This window comes from Streptomyces stelliscabiei (assembly GCF_014873495.1).
Taxonomy (GTDB): Bacteria; Actinomycetota; Actinomycetes; order Streptomycetales; family Streptomycetaceae; genus Streptomyces; species Streptomyces bottropensis.
Genome location: NZ_JADBGF010000001.1, coordinates 6,938,983 through 6,957,228 on the forward strand (window position 1 = coordinate 6,938,983; position 18,246 = coordinate 6,957,228).

The 18,246-nt window shown below is 71.8% G+C and carries 13 protein-coding genes; 7 read left to right on the forward strand and 6 right to left on the reverse strand.

From position 1 onward, the window contains the following. Positions 1 to 54: 54 nt before the first annotated feature. The 3 genes from H4687_RS30930 to H4687_RS30940 form a co-directional block, all read right to left on the reverse strand. Positions 55 to 282, reverse strand: a complete 228-nt coding sequence (locus H4687_RS30930) for a DUF3107 domain-containing protein (protein WP_005480533.1) — start codon at positions 280 to 282, stop codon at positions 55 to 57. 262 nt (positions 283 to 544) lie between these two features. Continuing rightward, the gene (locus H4687_RS30935; protein WP_005480530.1) at positions 545 to 1,186 is read right to left on the reverse strand and encodes a TetR/AcrR family transcriptional regulator; all 642 of its coding nucleotides are present in this window, start codon (positions 1,184 to 1,186) and stop codon (positions 545 to 547) included. A gap of 201 nt (positions 1,187 to 1,387) precedes the next feature. Continuing rightward, on the reverse strand, positions 1,388 to 1,606 hold the full coding sequence (locus H4687_RS30940) for a hypothetical protein (protein WP_046914609.1): 219 nt from the start codon (positions 1,604 to 1,606) through the stop codon (positions 1,388 to 1,390). Between the two features lie 291 nt (positions 1,607 to 1,897). Here H4687_RS30940 and H4687_RS30945 point away from each other — a divergent pair, with 291 nt between their 5' ends. The 7 genes from H4687_RS30945 (at position 1,898) to moeZ (ending at position 11,866) form a co-directional block, all read left to right on the forward strand. Further along, positions 1,898 to 3,172: an alpha/beta fold hydrolase gene (locus tag H4687_RS30945; RefSeq protein WP_050399615.1), complete on the forward strand. Its 1,275-nt coding sequence runs from the start codon at positions 1,898 to 1,900 to the stop codon at positions 3,170 to 3,172. Positions 3,173 to 3,180: 8 nt separating this feature from the next. Continuing rightward, positions 3,181 to 5,004, forward strand: coding sequence for a DUF3152 domain-containing protein (locus H4687_RS46745; RefSeq protein WP_233443729.1), 1,824 nt, complete (start codon positions 3,181 to 3,183; stop codon positions 5,002 to 5,004). Between the two features lie 219 nt (positions 5,005 to 5,223). Continuing rightward, positions 5,224 to 7,344, forward strand: a complete 2,121-nt coding sequence (locus H4687_RS30955; protein ID WP_046916941.1) for a DUF3492 domain-containing protein — start codon at positions 5,224 to 5,226, stop codon at positions 7,342 to 7,344. Continuing rightward, positions 7,341 to 8,729, forward strand: coding sequence for a hypothetical protein (locus H4687_RS30960; RefSeq protein ID WP_225966884.1), 1,389 nt, complete (start codon positions 7,341 to 7,343; stop codon positions 8,727 to 8,729). The genes H4687_RS30955 and H4687_RS30960 overlap by 4 nt, the downstream gene beginning before the upstream one ends. Before the next feature lie 198 nt (positions 8,730 to 8,927). Continuing rightward, entirely contained in the window at positions 8,928 to 9,887 is a 960-nt protein-coding gene (locus H4687_RS30965) for an NAD-dependent epimerase/dehydratase family protein (protein WP_046916942.1), read from the forward strand. Further along, entirely contained in the window at positions 9,875 to 10,624 is a 750-nt protein-coding gene (locus H4687_RS30970) for a spherulation-specific family 4 protein (RefSeq protein ID WP_046916943.1), read from the forward strand. Before H4687_RS30965 ends, H4687_RS30970 begins: the two co-directional genes overlap by 13 nt. 63 nt (positions 10,625 to 10,687) lie before the next feature. Continuing rightward, positions 10,688 to 11,866, forward strand: a complete 1,179-nt coding sequence (gene moeZ, locus H4687_RS30975; protein WP_046916944.1) for an adenylyltransferase/sulfurtransferase MoeZ — start codon at positions 10,688 to 10,690, stop codon at positions 11,864 to 11,866. A gap of 89 nt (positions 11,867 to 11,955) precedes the next feature. Here the strand turns inward: moeZ and H4687_RS30980 are convergent, their stop codons facing one another. From H4687_RS30980 to H4687_RS30990, 3 genes are all read right to left on the reverse strand, one after another. Then, positions 11,956 to 13,491 (reverse strand): alpha/beta hydrolase, encoded by a 1,536-nt coding sequence (locus H4687_RS30980; RefSeq protein ID WP_046916945.1) that lies wholly within the window; start codon positions 13,489 to 13,491, stop codon positions 11,956 to 11,958. Between the two features lie 119 nt (positions 13,492 to 13,610). Further along, positions 13,611 to 15,161: an alpha/beta hydrolase gene (locus H4687_RS30985; RefSeq protein WP_046916946.1), complete on the reverse strand. Its 1,551-nt coding sequence runs from the start codon at positions 15,159 to 15,161 to the stop codon at positions 13,611 to 13,613. 167 nt (positions 15,162 to 15,328) lie between these two features. Further along, on the reverse strand, positions 15,329 to 18,130 hold the full coding sequence (locus H4687_RS30990; protein ID WP_046916947.1) for a lysylphosphatidylglycerol synthase transmembrane domain-containing protein: 2,802 nt from the start codon (positions 18,128 to 18,130) through the stop codon (positions 15,329 to 15,331). Between the last annotated feature and the right edge of the window lie 116 nt (positions 18,131 to 18,246).

The following is an 18,246-nucleotide window of genomic DNA, read 5'->3' on the forward strand; positions in this document are numbered from 1 at the left end:
GCCCGGTGGTTTTCACACCACCGGGCCCCTCCGTACGTCTCCAGAGCCTCGCGACTACAGCGCGCTGAAGCCCACCTTGCGGACGGCCGACTCGCCGATGTCGACGTAGGCGAGACGGTCGGCCGGGATCAGCACCTTGCGGCCGTGCTCGTCCGTGAGGCTGAGCAGCGCCGACTTGCCGGTCAGCGCCTCGGCAACGGCACGCTCGACCTCCTCGGCACTCTGACCGCTCTCCAGAACGATCTCGCGAGGCGCGTGCTGCACGCCGATCTTGACCTCCACGGCTATGTCCCTCCGACGGTCAGTGAAGTGCGCGGGCTTCCGCGCCGTACCCAGCACACATTAGCCCGGTGAGGGGACGTACACGCTCCGCCCGAGAACGCCAGGAGCGAACAGAGCGTGGGAACAAAATCCCGGACCGGAGCCGAGCCGCGGTGGCCGGCCCGGGGTCGTACGGCCGGTGCCGTCGACCGGGCCGACGGTCGGCGTCGTCGGTCGGCGGTGCCGATCGGTGTTGACCGGCGGTGTTGCTCAGCCGCGCCGATCAGTGCTGGTCGAGGCCGTGCAGGGGGAAGCCGGCGATACCGCGCCAGGCCAGCGAGGCGAGCAACTGGACGGCCTGCTCGCGCGGGACGCTGCGGTCGCTGTGCAGCCAGGACCGCGCCACCACCTGGGAGAGACCGCCCAGTCCCGAGGCGAGGAGCATCGACTCCGCGCGCGAGAGGCCGGTGTCCTCCGCGATGACGTCGCGGATGGCCTCGGCGCACTCGTTGGTGACCTTGTCGACGCGCTCGCGCACGGCGGGCTCGTTCGTCAGGTCGGACTCGAAGACCAGCCGGAAGGCACCGCCCTCGTCCTCGACGTACGCGAAATAGGCGTCCATCGTCGCCAGGACCCGCTGCTTGTTGTCGGTCGTCGACGCCAGCGCACCCCGCACGGCCTGGATCAGGGATTCGCAGTGCTGGTCCAGCAGTGCCAGGTAGAGGTCGAGCTTGCCGGGGAAGTGCTGGTAGAGCACCGGCTTGCTGACTCCGGCGCGCTCGGCGATGTCGTCCATCGCGGCGGAGTGGTAGCCCTGGGCCACGAAGACTTCCTGGGCGGCGCCCAGCAACTGGTTCCGCCGGGCTCGGCGGGGCAGCCGTGTGCCTCGCGGGCGCGCCGCCTCTGTCTGCTCGATGGCTGTCACGCCGCCTCCCAAGATCGTCCACGTGCGGGTGTGCGCCGCGCCGCCATCGTACTTTTCGGTAACCCGGGTGTGCGCGGTGCGAGCGCAGAATTTCACGGACCGGACGCCGGGGAAAGTGCCGCGGACCGCACCAAACAGGGGCATGGCGGGCAGAAGGAAGCCCTTTCTCGTCACCGGTCGTCGTCCCTGGTGGGGATCGGGTTACCGGTAGTCCTCCTCGTCGAGCGAGACCACGCGGGCCTGTTCGGCCAGATCGGCCTCGTTGGCGGCACCCGGGTCGGCGTCGGTCAAGGGGTCGTCCCGGTGCTGCGCGATGTCCTTGTGCTGCTCGGCGGCATCGGCCTCCGGGGCCTCGACGTCGTCGAACTCCGTGGGGTCCTCCTCGGTGAAGGTGTCGGGATCGGTCGGGTCGAAGGTCATCGTGGGTCCCCTTCCTGGTGCTGCTGTCCTGATGTCGCTCCTGGTCCCTGGCGCCGCCGGACGTCCCCCGGGCGGCCGGGTCATGTACGGGTGCCCTCTTCGCGAGCCTGGATGCCCTGTTTATGAGCCTAGGAGAAGGGTGATCGTGGCGCTATGCGATCACCGGCGGCCTCGCCGTGAGTGCGGTGGTGAGGGATCGGTGGTCCGTCCCGCACAAACGGCTGGTTCAAGTCCGTACCTGTGACGGCGAACACATGAGTCACTGCGTGATCGTCTCGTAACATTGCCCGCATGTCCTCGACCGAGCTGCCGTCCCTGCTGACCGCCACCGCGTCGCCGAAGGCGAGTGCCGTGCGTGTGGCGCCCGGCGAGCGGCTGAGAACGGTCCGCCTGCCGGGGATCACGCTGTCGGTGCGGTCGAGACCGCCGGCGCGCGAAGGGCTGCCGCCCGCCCTCTTTGTGCACGGCCTGGGCGGTTCCTCGCAGAACTGGTCCGCGCTGATGCCGCTGCTCGACGGCCTCGTGGACGGCGAGGCCGTCGATCTGCCCGGCTTCGGCGACTCGCCGCCGCCGGACGACGGCAACTACTCCGTCACGGGACACGCGCGCGCGGTCATCCGCCACCTCGACGCGGCGGGGCGCGGCCCCGTACACCTCTTCGGCAATTCCCTCGGCGGCGCGATCGCGACCCGTGTCGCCGCCCTCCGCCCCGATCTCGTCCGCACCCTGACCCTGGTGTCGCCCGCCCTGCCCGAGCTGCGCGTGCAGCGGACCGCCGTGCCGACCGCGCTGCTGGCGCTGCCGGGCATGTCGGCGCTCTTCACCCGCTTCACCAAGGGCTGGAGCGCCGAGCAGCGCGTGCGGGGCGTCACGGCGCTCTGTTACGGCGACCCCGGCCGCGTCACGGACGAGGGTTTCCGCAACGCCGTCGAGGAGATGGAGCGGCGCCTTCAACTCCCGTACATGTGGGACGCGTTGACACGTTCCGCTCGTGGGCTCGTGGACGCGTACACCCTGGGCGGGCAGCACTCGCTCTGGCGTCAGGCCGAGCGGGTCCTCGCCCCGACCCTCCTCGTCTACGGCCGTCGCGACCAGCTCGTCGGCTACCGCATGGCCCAGCGCGCCGCCCGCTCCTTCCGCGACTCCCGCCTCGTCTGCCTGCCGGACGCGGGGCACGTGGCGATGATGGAGTATCCGGAGGCTGTGGCGGCCGCGTTCCGGGATCTGCTCGCGGATGCCGGGGCGAGGGGGCCGGGGGCGGGGGGCTGGGGTGCGGACGTGTATCCGGAGTTGGACTCGTACTCGCCGGGGCAGGGGCAGGGGCAGGGGCAGGGGCAGGGGCAGGGGCGGGTGAGTGGCGTGCGTGCGGAGTCTGGCGCGGCTTCGGCTTCGGCTTCCGGTTCGGCTTCAGATCCCGGTTCGGGTTCAGATCCCGGTTCGGGTTCGGGTTCGGTCGACTCTTCGGGTGTGGGTGGTTCGGTGGCCGGTGGTGGTTCGGCCGGTGCCGACAGTGCGGGTTCGGTCGCCGACGGCCCTCCACCGGGTAACCCCGGAGGGGGGAGCTGAGGCGCGGCGTGGGACGGCACAGCCGCAAGGGGCGGGCGCCGAAAGGCGACACAAACGAAACAGAGGCGAGCCGGGCGGCGACTTCCGCCGGGTCGAGCGATCGCGTACCGGCCGCGCGCCGAGCGTCGGATGCTCAGGGGGCGCAGCGGCCCCAAGTCGGCCGGGGTGGCCGGGATGGCCAGGGCGGCCGGGACGGCCAGGGCGGCCGGGGTGGCCAGGACGGCCGGGGTGTGGGCGGGTCGGCGGCTGCTTCGGCTGCCGGAACCGCTCGGGCCGCGGCGACGGCGCAGGCGGGTGTGCGGCAGGCTGGCGGCCCGCCGCTGCCGACGCGTGGATACGACCGGGCCGGTGGCCAGGGGGCGCCGCGGTTCACCGGTAGCGCGCTCGGGCAACCGGGCGCACGTCTTCCTGAGGGCACCCCCGCCCATGGCTTCCCGCGCCTCGCTGACGGCACTCCCGCGCACGGGATGCCGCGCCTTTCCGACGGCACGCCCGCGCACGGCTTTCCCCGCCTGCCTGACGGCGCCCCCGCCCGGGGGTATCCGCCGAGTCGTGGTGAGCACCCCGAGCAGCGTGAAGCGGGCGGCGGATGGGGGCACTTGGGTGGTGACCAGCGCCGGACGGGTGCCGGGCACGGCGTGGCGCGAGGGGCTCCCACGGGGGCCCCGTATGGTGTGCCGGGCGAGGCGTCACCCCCCGGCGCCCCGTACGGCGAGCCTCCGGAGGGTTCCGGGCGCCGCATTCCCATTCCCCGGCAGCGGCAGGAGACCATGCCCCCCGGTGGCCCCCGCCAGGCATATCTGGACGCCTTCGACCAGGTCGACGACGCCTTCGACGACGTCCGCGCACCCCGTCGGACACAGCGTGCGGCGTCGGGTGCCGATGGCGGTGCCGACGGCCGGACGGATACGGCCTTCGAGGAGAAGCCGCCCCTGCGGGGGGCGCGGAAGAAGCCGCAGCGGCAGGAGGAGTCGCGGGAGCGGCCTCCGGGCGCGGAGGCCGGGGCCGTGGAGACGGCGAAGGGCGGCAAGGGGCGGGCGTTCGCCGGGATCGCGGCAGCCGCGGTCACTACTGTGCTGGTGGTCGTCGCGGTCGGCCAGATGGCCGTCGGGCAGGACGAGACCGCCCCGCAGCCGAGGGCCGCCGACGCCGGCGAGCGCGACGTGCGCGGTGCCTCACGCAGCGACAACCGGCCCACGCCGGCCCGTCCGCCGAGCCCGAGCGCGACCCCGTTGTCGTACGACGAGAAGATGGGCCGGACGTACCCGCTGGCCGCGGACCTGGAGGGCGGCGGGAAGTTCGAGGCGGTCAAGGGCTTCGACAGGGCGCCGGGGACGGGACAGAAGTTCCGGTACCGCGTCGACGTCGAGCAGGGAATCGGACTGGATCCCGCACTGTTCGCCGAGGCGGTGCAGAAGACCCTGAACGACGAGCGGAGTTGGGCCCACAGCGGCGGCCGTACGTTCGAGCGGATCTCCTCGGGCACGCCCGACTTCGTGATCACGCTGGCCAGCCCGGGGACCACCGCGACCTGGTGTGCCAAGTCGGGGCTCGACACGACCGTGGACAACGTGTCCTGTGATTCGGCCGCCACCGAGCGGGTGATGATCAACGCGTACCGCTGGGCCCAGGGGTCGGAGACGTACGGCGATCAGATCCACGCGTACCGGCAGATGCTGATCAATCACGAGATCGGTCACCGACTCGGCTATCCCCACGAGACGTGTGACAAGGCCGGGGAACTCGCGCCCGTCATGCAGCAGCAGAGCAAGTTCCTGACGTACGACGGGATCACGTGCAAGGCCAATCCCTGGCCGTATCCCGGTAGTTGACGAAGGCCGCCGGGCCACTCTTCCCCTGACACCGCGTGATCGAGTGATCCCCTAGCGCGACAAAACGCGCCCCGCTAGGGAAAGTTACGACCGTTCACCCCTTTTGGTGGTGTGACGGACAACCGTCCGTCACACCCCCGCCTTGTCCGCATACGTTCGTCCCGCTGCGAGCCGCCGGGTGAACGGCGGCTCCTCAAACGGGAGATCGGGGGTGCACGCGTGCGCATCGGACTGCTTACGGAGGGTGGCTATCCGTATGTGAGCGGTGACGCCAGGCTCTGGTGCGACCGACTCGTACGTGGGTTGGAGCGACACGAGTTCCACATCTACGCGCTCAGCCGGAGCGAGCGGCAGGAGGACGAGGGCTGGATCCCGTTGCCGTCCCAGGTCAGGCGGGTCCGTACGGCGCCGCTGTGGGCGGCGGAGGACGACGGCGTCGTCCACGGGCGCCGGGCGCGGAGGCGCTTCGCGGAGGCGTACGGCGAACTGGTGTCGGCGGTGTGCTCGGGGAGCGCGAGCGGTGCCGATGGTGGGGCCGCCCGGCCCGGTGGGTTCGGGGCGGCTTCCGACGGTGGGGCCGACGCTGAGGCGGACCGTTTCGGCAGCGCGCTGTACGGGCTCGCCGAGTTGGGCCGCGACGAAGGTGGGCTGGTCGGTGCACTGCGCTCCGAGGTCGCCGTACGCACGCTGGAGCGCGCTTGTCGCGCGCCGGGCGCCCTGCGAGGGGCGCGCGAGGCGCGCGTACCGGATCTGCTGACGGTCGCCGCCCATCTCGAACGCGCCCTGCGCCCCCTCTCGCTCGACTGGTACGAGGACGACGGGCTCGGCTCGGTCGACCTGTGCCACGCGGCGGCCGGTGGCTCGGCCGCGCTTCCCGGGCTGCTGGCCCGGTACTTCCACGGGGTGCCGCTGCTGGTCACCGAGTACGGCGTGCCGCTGCGAGCGCACTACCTCGGGGCCTCGGGAGAAGCGCCGGTGCGCGCCCTGCTCGCGGCCTTCCACCGGCGGCTGACCGCCGAGGTCTACCGGCAGGCCGCCTGCCTCACCCCCGGCAACACCCACGCCCGACGCTGGCAGGAGCGCTGCGGCGCCGACCGGGCCAGGATCCGGACGGTCTACCCCGGCATGGACGCCGCCCGCTTCGCGGAGGTCGGCGAGTCGCCGGAGTACGCCGATCCGTACACACTGGTCTGGGTCGGCCGCATCGAGCCCGCCAAGGACCTGATCTCGCTGCTGCACGCCTTCGCCGAGATCCGCCGGGCGGAACCCAAGGCGCGACTCAGGATCGTCGGCGCGGCAGCGGGCTCCGAGGCCACCGCCTACCTGGGCCACTGCCGCGCGCTGGCCGCGCAGCTCTTTCCCGACCGGGCGGACGGCGTGCACGCCGTCGGCGACAACCCCGTCTCCTTCGAGGAGATCGGCGACCCGGCCGTCCCTGACCTTGCCGAGGCCTACGCGGCGGGTGCGGTGGTCGTGCTGTCCAGCGTCGTCGAGGGCTTCCCGATCAGCCTGGTCGAGGCCATGTTCTGCGCCCGGCCGACGGTCTCCACCGACGTGGGCGCGGTCGTGGAGGTCATCGGCGGCACGGGCCTGGTCGTCCCTCCGCGCAATCCGCGGGCGCTGGCCGAGGCGTGCGTGGCACTGCTACGAGAACCCGAGCGCCGCGCGCGCCTCGGCGCGGCCGCCCGCGCACGCGCTCTCGAACTCTTCACGGTGGAACAGAACGTCGAGGCATTTCGTGGCATCTACCTGGACGTCGTCTCCCAGGCCCCGGTGCGCAAGGTCGTTGTCGACGGCACCGGTGAGCCACGTCCCTTCGGAGCCCCCGCCGAGGCCCGCGTGCCCGGCCACTGGACCGATTCCCGACTGGTGACGGGCGGCCTCGGGGTCGCCGGCGTGGCAGGGGTTGCGGGGGGCGCCGGTGTCGCGGGTCTCGCTGGGGGTGTTCCCGGGCGGCCGCGCTGGGCCGTCGACACACCTGGGCGGGCGACGACACCTGTGGTGGGAACCACGGCATCGGAGCCGGCCGCGACGCCGGCTCCGGTTACCGCACGCGCCTCGACGCCCGACGCCGCATCCGGCATGGCCCCGGGTTCTCCATCCGATCCCGCACAGGACCATGCAGCGGGCGCGACTCCGGCGGCGGCGACGCCCGCCCCGACTCCCGCCTCCACCACGGACTCTCCCTCCACCACGGACTCTCCCTCCACCGCGGACACTTCCTCCGGTTCCGCTGCGGCATCGTCCACCGCTTCGGCGGCGGACGCGGTCCCGGCCGCGGAAAGTTCTCCGGGTACGGCGGCCGGGGAGCCCGTGCCCGCGGGGGAGGGCGCGCGATGAGCGAGTCGCGATGGGACGGGCCGGACGGACCGGGTGAGCTGGACGGCTTGGACGGACGTGAAGGGCTGAACGGCTGGGAAGGGCTGAACGGACGTGAAGGGCTGAATGGACGTGAAGGGCTGAATGGACGTGAGGGGCTGGAGCGCTTGGACGGAGCCCCCGGCGCGGTCGATGTGAAGAGGTTGTCCGGCCCGGATCCCCTTCTCGGGGCCATGACTTCGGCCGATTTCCGGACGGCACATGACCTGGTCGCCTCACTCGACCCGGTCCACCGACCAGGCGACTACGACACCGCCGCGGCCGTCCCCAAGTCCTCTCCCCGCCAGGGGGCCGCCGACCCCGTGAAGGCATTGATGCACCGGCACCGGGACCTCTGCGAGCGGGCGGTGGACCCCTTGGAGATCGCCGCCGGGCTGGAGGCGCACGGGGTGACCGACCGCACGGCTGCCCGCTTTCGGCACCGGGACGTGTTCTCACTCGCCGAAGAGATGTACGCGCGTGTGTCGCGGGACGGGGAGGAGCCCACGGCGCGCGAGCCGGTGCCGCGCGCGCCCGGCGCACGAGGTGGGTGGGCCGTGCTCGCCCTCCTGCCGGGTGCCCTGTGTGCGGCGGCCGTCGTCGGCGTGCGCCTCACCCACGGCCAACCCCGTCTCGCGGTCGCAGCCGTCGGAGCCCTCGTGGTGGCGCTCGGCCTCCGTGTCGCCCTCGGCCGCGGTCCCCTGCGCGCGCCGTCGGACGCGGCGGGCCGTACCCGTGCCTGGACCTGCTGGCTGATCGCGTACGCGCTCCTCGGCGACGGCCTGCTCGCCGCCGGCCTCGACGGCGGTCCCCACGGGCCGTGGCCCCTGGCGGTCGCGCCCGTGCTCGCGCTGGCCCTGTCCTGCGCCCCCGCCGTCTGGTGCGCCGGGCTCCTCGGCGCTCGAGCTCGCCGCAAACTCGCCGCCAGCCGAGGACTCGCGGAGTTCGCCGACTGCGTGAAGCCCCTGATCCTCGGCGTGGTCGCGCTCCACCTCTGTGCCCTGGCCGCCCTGCTCGCGCTGTGCGGTGAGGTCCTGCACGAGCCCTCCGGGTACGCCGGCGCGGGCGCCCTCGGCGCCCTCCTCCTGCTCGCCCGCCTCCTCATCGCCCACGGAGCCGCCCAGGCCCCGGTCGTCGCCCTGCGCGCAGCCGCCCTGGCCGAGGCGCTCGCGCTGGGCACCGTCTTCGCGAGCCGCCTGCCCGGCTGCTCCTTCCTGGCCGTCCCCGTCGAGGCGGTCGTGGACGCCTGGGGCGCCTGGACCGTCCCCGCCCTCGTGTGCGGCACCGCCGCGCTCGTCCTGCTCGTCCACGCCACCCGCACGCTGACCCGGGCCTCGGCCCACGCCCTGCCCTCCGGGGCGCCCTGACCCACCCGGGCCCTTCGTCCGGCGGCCACACGTCGCCGTACGAAGTCCGGGCCCGACCGACGCACGGGGCTCATGTCCCGGGCACCCGTCCCGCGGGGCCGACACCGCGGGCCACCTCATCACCCACGGCACCACCCCAGAAGGAGAACGCCAGATGATCACCTCCCGAACCGGAGAACCCGCCCCGGGAGCCGCCCGATGAGGGTCCTGCTGATCGGAGCCAACGGATACCTCGGCCGCTTCGTCGCCGAACGTCTGCTCGCCGACCCGGCCGTGCAGCTCACCGCGCTCGGCCGCGGCGACGACGCCGACGTCCGGTTCGACCTCGCCACCGGCAGCCCGGGCGCGCTCACCCGCTTCCTGGACGCCGTCCACCCCGGAGTCGTCGTCAACTGCGCCGGGGCCACCCGCGGCGGCGCCCGCGAACTCACCCGGCACAACACCGTCGCCGTCGCCACCGTCTGCGAGGCCCTGCGCCGCAGCGGTTGCGGGGCCCGCCTGGTGCAGCTCGGCTGCGGCGCCGAGTACGGGCCCAGCCAGCCCGGGTCCTCCACCGCCGAGGACGCCGTGCCCCGCCCTGGCGGCCCGTACGGCGTCAGCAAGCTCGCCGCCACCGAACTCGTCCTCGGCTCCGGCCTGGACGCCGTGGTTCTGCGCGTCTTCTCGCCCGCCGGCCCCGGCACACCGGCCGGCTCACCGCTCGGCCGCCTCGCCGAGGCCATGCGCCGCGCCATGCAGTCCGGCGACGGCGAACTCAAACTCGGCGGTCTCGGTGTCCAGCGCGACTTCGTCGACGTCCGCGACGTCGCCCGCGCCGTGCACGCCGCCTCGCTCTCCGCGGCCCAGGGCGTGATCAACATCGGCTCGGGCCGCGCCGTGCGTCTTCGCGACGCCGCGGCGGTCCTCGCCCGTGTGGCCGGCTATGGCGGCGCCCTCCACGAACTCGACGCTCCACCCGGTCCCCTCAGGTCCACCATCGGCCACCCCCGCCCCGAACCGGACCACGCCGGCCCCGTCTCCTATCCGTACCCGGACGGCTGCGGCAGCTGGCAGCAGGCCGACGTCCGCACCGCCCGTGACCGCCTCGGCTGGCGGCCCAGGATCAACCTCGAGGAGTCCCTCGCCGACATCTGGATGGAGGCGGCATGCCGTATCTGACCCCGGCCCCGTCCGCCATCGCGAGCACCGGCTTAAGCCTCGGTTTCGGCATCCCCGGCTATGCCCACCCCCTCGTCGCCCCTCTGGAATGGGGTGAACTCGCCCGCCCCGGGACCCCCCTTCACTGGGTCGTCCTGAACGTCTCCGGAGGCCCCGGCACCCGCCCCGACCCGCACTGCCTCGAAGCCGCCGGACGGCTGCGGAACGCAGGGGTCCAGGTCCTCGGCCACCTGGACACGGCCTACGGGGGGCGCGCCTTCGCCGAGATCGCCTCCGACGCGCGTCGGTATCTCGACTGGTACCGGGTCGGCGGGTTCTTCCTGGACCGCTGCCCGACCGAGCGTGGTGCCCTGCCCGACATCGACCGCACGGTCACCGCGCTGCGCGCGCTCCTCGGCGGCGGCCACATCGTCCTCGGCCAGGGCACCCACCCACACCCCGGCTATGTCGAGACCGCCGACCAACTGGTGACCTTCGCCGGGCCCTGGAACGACTACCGCTGGTCGCAAGTGGCGGAGTGGACCGCCGACCATCCGCCCGAGCGCTTCTGCCACTTCGTCCACGGTGTCCCGCGCGGCCACCTCGACGAGGCGTTGCGCATCGCCCGCTGGCAGGGCGCCGCCACGATCTACTTCACCGACCGCACGGATCGCAGCGGCCGGACCGACCCCTGGGAGACGATGCCCGGCTACTGGGACGACATCGTCTCGCTGGTTGGAACGGGTGTCTCGGAATGAAAAAGGGCGTGGCAGTGTTACGCGGAGAACAACCGTAGTGATTGACCGACCAACGGAGTCCCCGTGTCGCTGCCACCCCTGGTCGAGCCCGCTTCCGAGCTCACCGTAGACGAGGTCCGCAGGTACTCCCGCCACCTGATCATTCCCGACGTGGGGATGGACGGGCAGAAGCGGCTGAAGAACGCCAAGGTGCTCTGTGTGGGCGCCGGCGGCCTCGGTTCGCCGGCGCTGATGTACCTGGCCGCGGCGGGCGTCGGGACGCTCGGCATCGTGGAGTTCGACGAGGTCGACGAGTCGAACCTGCAGCGCCAGATCATCCACAGCCAGGCCGACATCGGCCGCTCCAAGGCCGCGTCCGCGCGGGACTCCGTGCTCGGCATCAACCCGTACGTGAACGTGATCCTCCACGAAGAGCGGCTCGAAGCCGAGAACGTGATGGACATCTTCAGCCAGTACGACCTGATCGTCGACGGCACGGACAACTTCGCGACCCGCTACCTGGTCAACGACGCGGCCGTGCTGCTGAACAAGCCGTACGTCTGGGGCTCGATCTACCGTTTCGACGGCCAGGCCTCCGTCTTCTGGTCCGAGCACGGCCCCTGCTACCGCTGCCTCTACCCCGAGCCCCCGCCGCCGGGCATGGTCCCCTCCTGCGCCGAGGGCGGCGTCCTCGGCGTGCTGTGCGCCTCCATTGGCTCCATCCAGGTCACCGAGGCCATCAAGGTCCTCACCGGCACGGGCGAGCCGCTGGTCGGCCGCCTGATGATCTACGACGCCCTGGAGATGCAGTACCGCCAGGTCAAGGTCCGCAAGGACCCCGACTGCGCGGTCTGCGGCGAGAACCCCACCGTCACCGAGCTCATCGACTACGAGGCCTTCTGCGGCGTCGTGTCCGAGGAGGCCCAGGAGGCGGCGGCCGGCTCGACGATCACTCCCAAGCAGCTCAAGGAGTGGATCGACGACGGCGAGAACATCGAGATCATCGACGTCCGCGAGATCAACGAGTACGAGATCGTCTCCATCCCGGGCGCCAAGCTGATCCCGAAGAACGAGTTCCTCATGGGCACCGCCCTGGAGGCCCTCCCGCAGGACAAGAAGATCGTCCTGCACTGCAAGACGGGTGTCCGCAGTGCGGAAGTCCTCGCGGTCCTGAAGTCGGCGGGCTTCTCCGACGCGGTCCACGTCGGTGGCGGCGTGATCGGCTGGGTCAACCAGATCGAGCCGAGCAAGCCGGTCTACTAGGCACACGCCTTCCAGGGAGGGGCTCGGCATCGTGGGTGCCGGGCCCCTCTCCGCTGCGCCCGGTAGAGACGCGCGGCGGCCGTCCCGGCCTACGCGCAGACCTTGCCGTCCTTCGGCACCGTCCCGTTGAGCAGATACGCGTTCACCGTCGAGTCGACGCAGTCGCTGCCGCTGCCGTACGCGCCATGGCCCTCGCCCTTCCAGGTGAGCATCACACCGACGTCCTCGCCCAGTTCCGCGGCCATCTTCCGCGCGCCCTCGTAGGGCGTCGCCGGGTCCCCGGTGTTCCCCACCACGAGAACGGGCGCCGCTCCCGGTGCACTCACCTCCGGAGAGTCGGTCAGGCCCGGTACCGGCCAGTCGTGGCACCAGCCCGCGGTGTCCCAGCCCAGGAACTCGCCGAAGACGGGCGAGATCTCCCGGAACTCGGGCAGCAGCTTCTTCGTCTCCTCGACGCTCGGCCGCTGCTTCTGGTCCAAGCACGATATGACCCGTTGGGAGTGGGTCGTCGTGCCGTAGCGGCCCGCCGGATCACGCTCGTTGTATCCGTCGGCCAACGCGAGCAGCTCGGTGCCGTCGCCGTCCTCGGCGGCGTCGAGCGCGCTGGTCAGCGTGGGCCAGCTCTGCTCGCTGTAGAGCGGCAGGACGATGCCGGTGGTCGCCAGTGTCTGCGTGAGTTCGCGGCCGGACGTCGTCGCCAGCGGTTCGGCGTCGATCCGCTCCAGCATCTTCTCGATCTTCCTTGTGCCTGCCTCGGGGTCCTGACCGGTGGATTTCAGGTAGTTGTCGAGAGCGCGCTGGAAGCCCAGGGTCTGGTTCTTCGCGTGGCCCACCGTGTCGGCGGTCGGGTCGACCACCGCGTCCAAAACCAGGCGTCCCACGTTCCGGGGGAACAGATGGGCGTAGACCCCGCCGAGTTCGGTGCCGTAGGAGATGCCGAAGTAATGCATCTTCTCGTCGCCGAGAGCCTGGCGCATGAGGTCCATGTCGCGGGCGGTCTCGGCGGTCGAGACGTGTGACAGCAGCTTGCCCGCGGCCTTCTCGCAGCCCGCGCCGAAGTCGGCCGCGTCCTGGAGGAAAGCCGTCTCCTCTTGGGCGTCGTCGGGTGTGGCGTCCACCGACTCGCCCGCCAGGATCTCCTTGTCGCTGCGGCAGCGCACCCCCTCGCTCTCGGCCACCCCGCGCGGGTCCCAGCTCACCAGGTCGTACCGCTGGTGCAGTTCGCTCGTCAGTCCCGCGTACGACGGCAGCATGGACACGCCGGAACCGCCGGGCCCGCCGAAGTTGAACAGGAGGGAGCCGATGCGATCGTCCGCGTCGCCGGTCGCCCTGCTGCGGATCAGTGCGAGCCCGATCGTCCCGTCGTCCGGGTTCCCGTAGTCCAGCGGCACCTTCAGCGTCGCGCACTGCCAGTCGCCGCCCGGTGCCGGCCCCTCCGAAGTCGCCTCGCAGCGCCCCCAATCGAGCTTCTGGGGTGGTGCCGGTGGCGCCGACGCCGCCGGTGCGGAGGACGAGGCCTTTCCGTCGTCCGCTTCCTCACCCGCCCTGTCGCCCGTGCCCCCGCTGCAACCGGTGACCAGCACCACAGCGGCGGCCAGTGCGGCCCCCCGTACAAAGCGCGCCATGCGTACGTCCCCCCTCTGGCGGTTCCTTCCGCCGGATGTCCCGAATGGCGGTCATGCCATGGTATGCGGACTGTCGCCTCAACCGAGACTGCCTGTGGATAACGTTCTGACCTGCGAATTCACGCACAGACCCGGCCGGATTTCGGTACCTTCCCCGTGAGCAGGTAACCGTCCACGGCCGTCTGTACGCAGGCATTCCCGCTGTTGTACGCACCGTGGCCCTGCCCCTTGTACGTCAGCTCGATCCCGACCCCCGCCCCGAGCGCCTCGACCATCTTCCGGGCGCCTTCGTACGGTGTGGCCGGGTCACCCGTGTTGCCGATCACGAGGATCGGAGCCGAGCCCGGGGCCCGCACGTCGGGGTGGTCCGCCGCACCGGCGACGGCCCAGTCGGTGCAGGAGAGCAGGGACCAGGCCAGCCATTCACCGAAGACGGGGGAGGCCGCCCGGAACGTGCCCAGCCCCGCTTCCACATCCGCGGTCGTGTAGCGCGGCTTGGCGTCCGCGCAGTTGATGGAGACGTTCGCCGCCGTGAGGTTGCTGTACTCGCCGTTCTCGCCGCGCCCGTTCATCGAGTCGGACAGCGACATCAGCAGGCTGCCGTCCCCGCCGTACGCCATTTCGAGGCCTTCGGTCAGATACGGCCAGAGGTCGTGGGAGTAGAGGGCCTGGGCGATACCGCTCGTGGCGGCGGTCTGCGTCAGATCGCGGGGGAAGATCCCGTCGATCGGCCGGGTGTCGAGGTCGTCGAGCAGCTTGGTGATCCGGTTCTCGACGTCCTGTTCGGTGTCGCCGACCGGGCAGTCCTCCGCCTTCGACACGCAGTCCCGGGCGTAGTTTCCGAGTGCCAGCTGGAAGCCCTCGGCCTGTCCGAGCGTGCCCTGCTCCGACGTCCGCGTCGGGTCGACGACCGCGTCGAACACCGCGCGTCCGACCTTCTCGGGGAACAGGTGGGCGTAGACGCCGCCGAGTTCGGTGCCGTAGGAGATGCCGAAGTAGTGGAGTCTGTCGTCGCGGAGGACCTGGCGCATGAGGTCCATGTCGCGGGCCGCGTCGGTGGTGCGGACGTGCGGGAGGGTCTTGGCGGAGTTCTTCTCGCAGGCCGAGTTGAAGGCCTTGGTCGAGTCGAGGAGGTCGGTCCGTTCGGCCGCGTCGTCCGGGGTCCCGTCCTGCTGGAAGTACTCGTCGAGTTCCTCGTCGTCCTCGCACCGGACGCCCGCGCTGCGGCCGACCCCACGCGGATCGAAGCTGACCAGGTCGTAGCGGGTGCGCAGTTTCGCGTAGTCCTGGGCGGAGGCGGGCAGCGCCTTGACGCCGGAGCCGCCGGGGCCGCCGAAGTTGAACACGAGCGAGCCGATGCGCCGGCTCTCGGGGCCGCTGGTCCGCACCCGGATCAGCGCGATGTCGATGGTGTCGCCGTCGGGTTCGTCCCAGTCGAGCGGGGCCTTCATGGTCGCGCACTGCCATTTGTCGCCGTCGGGCAGCGGTGAGGGCGCGGTGCCGCCGCCCTCGGACTCGGACGGGGCCTCGCAGGTCTTCCAGTGCGGTTTCTGGGTGGTCAGGTCGCTGTCGTCCCCCTGGGCGTCGTCGCCGCAGGCGGCCGCCGACAGGGACAGCAGGACGGCGATCGTGGCCGCGGTCACGGCACGGGTCCGGGGCGAGGTGGGCATGCCCCCATGGTGGAGGTGTCCGCGGCGATGTGCCCCGGGGCACGGGCCGTGCGGGTGAGGGGGACGGGCAGCCACGCAGGCGGAGGCGAGGCGAGGACGCTGGCGCCGCCACGCGCGCGTGGGCCGAGCGAGCGGGGAGCGGGGATCCACGCGCGCGTGCACCCCTCCTACAGCGCGCCCTTGCGTGACAACTGGTTGAAGGCCAGCCAACCCGGAAGGACCGGCAGCCACAGGGTGAGCAGGCGGAACAGCAGCACCGCCGGTGCGGCGACCTCCTTGGGAAGGCCCACAGCGATCAGACCCACCGTCAGGGTGGCCTCCACCGCTCCCACACCGCCCGGGGTCGGTGCCGCGGACCCCAGCGCGTTGCCCGCGAGGAAGACGACGGCGACGCTGGCGATGCTGATCGAGACGTCCTCGTTGCCGAAGGCGCGGATCGAGGCGTCCAGGCACATCACGAAGCAGCCCGTGAGAAGCAGCATGCCGCCGATGCCGGTGACCAGCTTCTGCGGCCGCTGCAGCACGTCGAGCATGCGCGGCACGACACCGGCGAAGAGCGACCGCACGCGCGTGACGACGAACTTGCGCAGGAACGGGATCGACGTGACCACCAGGACGAGCACCGCGACCGTCAGCAGACCGGCGATGACGGTGCGGGACGGCGACAGGGACGGCGTCTTCTCCGTGCCGGTCAGGTAGCCGAAGGCGAGCAGCATCAGGATGTGGCAGCCGAGTCCGAAGAGCTGCGAAGCGCCGACACTCGCCACCGCGAGACCGGGCCGCACTCCCGCGCGCTGCAGGAAGCGTGTGTTGAGTGCCACACCGCCCACCGCCGCCGGCGCCACGATCTTGACGAAGGAGCCGGCGACCTGTGCCCCGATCGTCCGCAGGAACGGCACCCGCTCCGGCACGAATCCCAGCAGGCTCATCGCCGCCGCGACGTAGCTCAGCGCGGAGAAGAACACGGCCGCGGCGACCCAGCCCCACTCGGCGTTCTCGATGAGCGGTCCGAACTCGATGTGGGTCAGCTGGGTCAGCAGGAAGTACGCGCCGATCGCGCCGGCGAAGAGACTGATCAGGGTGCGCGGCTTGACCCGCTCCAGCCGGGCCGGTTCGACCGGTGCCTGCGGTCTGATCAGCAGCACCTGGTGGCGGATCTGGGTGAGCAGGTCTTCTTCGCGGGCCTCTTCCAGCGCCTCGTCGATCGCCCGCTTCTCGGCCCGCTGTTCGGCTCGTACGGCCTTCTTGTCAGCCTTGTCGGGCTCGGTCGCCGCCTTGCTGTGTTCCTCCGCGCGGGCCTGCTTGGCCAGGTGGGAGGCCTCCAGGACGGCCTCGCGCTCGCGTTCGGCGCGCTCCCTGGCCAGTCTGCGCAGGGTCGCGCGCGTGGAGCGCGAGAGGGCGATGGGCTGCAGCAGCGGCAGGCAGTCGGCCACGGCGTCCGGGCCGAGCACGCTCACCGCCGAGGCCACCGCGCGTTCGGCCCCCACGCGCAGGCCCAAGGTCGTCAGCAGCTGGGAGACGTCCATGCGCAGGACCAGGTCGCCGGCCGCGATCTCGCCGACGCGCAGGTCGGTCAGGATCACCGTGCCGGAACGATCCACCAGAACCGCGTCACCCACGAGCCTGCGGTGCGCGATGCGCCGCGACTGCAGTGCCTTCACCTGGTGCCAGGTGTCGGACATCAGCGCGTCGGTGACCTCGTCGTCCGCCAGGGAGTCCAGGGTGCGGCCGCCGGTGTGCTCGTAGACGAGCATCACGGCGTCCGGTCCGAGTTCGGAGGTCGCGATCAGCTTGGGGGCGTTGGCACCCGCCGCGATGGCCGCGTACGCCAGGAGGGCCTCCTGCTCCAGCGCCTGGCGCAACGACTGCAGGCTGCGGCGCGTGGTGATGCCGCGCAGCGTCAGCCGCCGCCAGACGCGGTAGAAGAACCCCTGCGCCTGCTGCTCCCGGTCGACGACGGTGACGTCCAGGGGCGGGCCGTCCTCCAGCGTCACGAAGTACCGGCGGCCCCGGTCCCCGCCCTCCACCGTGTCCGGGATCTCCTCGCGGGCCGCGCTCACCGGCTTGAAGCCGACCCGCCTGAGGCCGGCCATCAGGGTCCGGCCGGTCGGGCGTACGTTCGGGGAGCCGACCGCGTACAGCGTCCCGTAGGCGACGGTCCAGCCGATGAGCACCGTCAGGATGATCGAGAACGGTGTGGTGTAGCCGGTGACCAGCATCGAGAAGGCGTCCAGCAGCAGCACGATCCACAGCACGGCCCGCCAGCGGGGTCTGCGTGACATGCCGACGGCGGTCATGTACGCGATGACCGGCGCGAGATAGCCGTGCACGGGGTCGGTGAGGGCGTGGATGTCGCCGGGTGAGGGTTGGGTGAGAGCTTCCTGGATCGAGTCCGGCGCCCCCCTGGCGACCCACAGGTCGGTCGCCAGCGTCACCCCGTGCGCCAGGACCGCCGCGAGCACGCCGTCGGCGATGCGCAGCCCGTCCCGCTTGATCAGGCGTTCGATCGCGAAGGCGACCGGCACCAGCAGGATCGCGATGCTCGACCCGAGGCCCGCGAGTTTGATCAGCAGATCGGGCGCCTGGCCCGTGCCCTTGTTGATGTCCTGTTCGAGCCCGGAGGTGGTGCCGTGGGCGAACGCGGCGATCGCCAGCAGCAGGACGATGCCGAGGATGCCGACCGACAGTCGCATGAGGTCGGAGGGGCGGTGCACGCGCGCGGGGAGCAGCGGTTCGTCGCCCTCGACCTCCTCGGCGTGGGCCTCCCCCGGGTCGTCGCCCTCCTCGACCTGCTGCTCCTCGTCCTCGGGCTCCCCTGGGGCGGCTGTTTCGGCCACGGGAGGGGCGGTCTCGGAGGCCTTGTTCGAGACGCCTTCGGTACCCCCGTCGCCTTCCTCGGGGGTGTCCGGGCGCGACGAGGCGTCAGAGGTGCCCGCCGCGTCATCGGGGTGCACGCTCTGCTGCTTCATCGTCTCTTCTTGGTCTCGTATCACCAGTCACCGCCCGCACGATGGTGGCATGCCGGGTGGGCACACAGGGGCATCAGGGTGCAATGCGGGGGCGCACAGTCTGCCCGAAGACCGCC

Coding starts and splice junctions, on each gene's coding strand:
- H4687_RS30940 (WP_046914609.1), bottom strand. CDS start 1,606: ATGACCTTCGACCCGACCGATCCCGACACCTTCACCGAGGAGGACCCC.
- H4687_RS30970 (WP_046916943.1), top strand. CDS start 9,875: ATGCCGTATCTGACCCCGGCCCCGTCCGCCATCGCGAGCACCGGCTTA.
- H4687_RS30960 (WP_225966884.1), top strand. CDS start 7,341: ATGAGCGAGTCGCGATGGGACGGGCCGGACGGACCGGGTGAGCTGGAC.
- H4687_RS30990 (WP_046916947.1), bottom strand. CDS start 18,130: ATGAAGCAGCAGAGCGTGCACCCCGATGACGCGGCGGGCACCTCTGAC.
- H4687_RS30980 (WP_046916945.1), bottom strand. CDS start 13,491: ATGGCGCGCTTTGTACGGGGGGCCGCACTGGCCGCCGCTGTGGTGCTG.
- H4687_RS30945 (WP_050399615.1), top strand. CDS start 1,898: ATGTCCTCGACCGAGCTGCCGTCCCTGCTGACCGCCACCGCGTCGCCG.
- H4687_RS30965 (WP_046916942.1), top strand. CDS start 8,928: ATGAGGGTCCTGCTGATCGGAGCCAACGGATACCTCGGCCGCTTCGTC.
- H4687_RS30985 (WP_046916946.1), bottom strand. CDS start 15,161: ATGCCCACCTCGCCCCGGACCCGTGCCGTGACCGCGGCCACGATCGCC.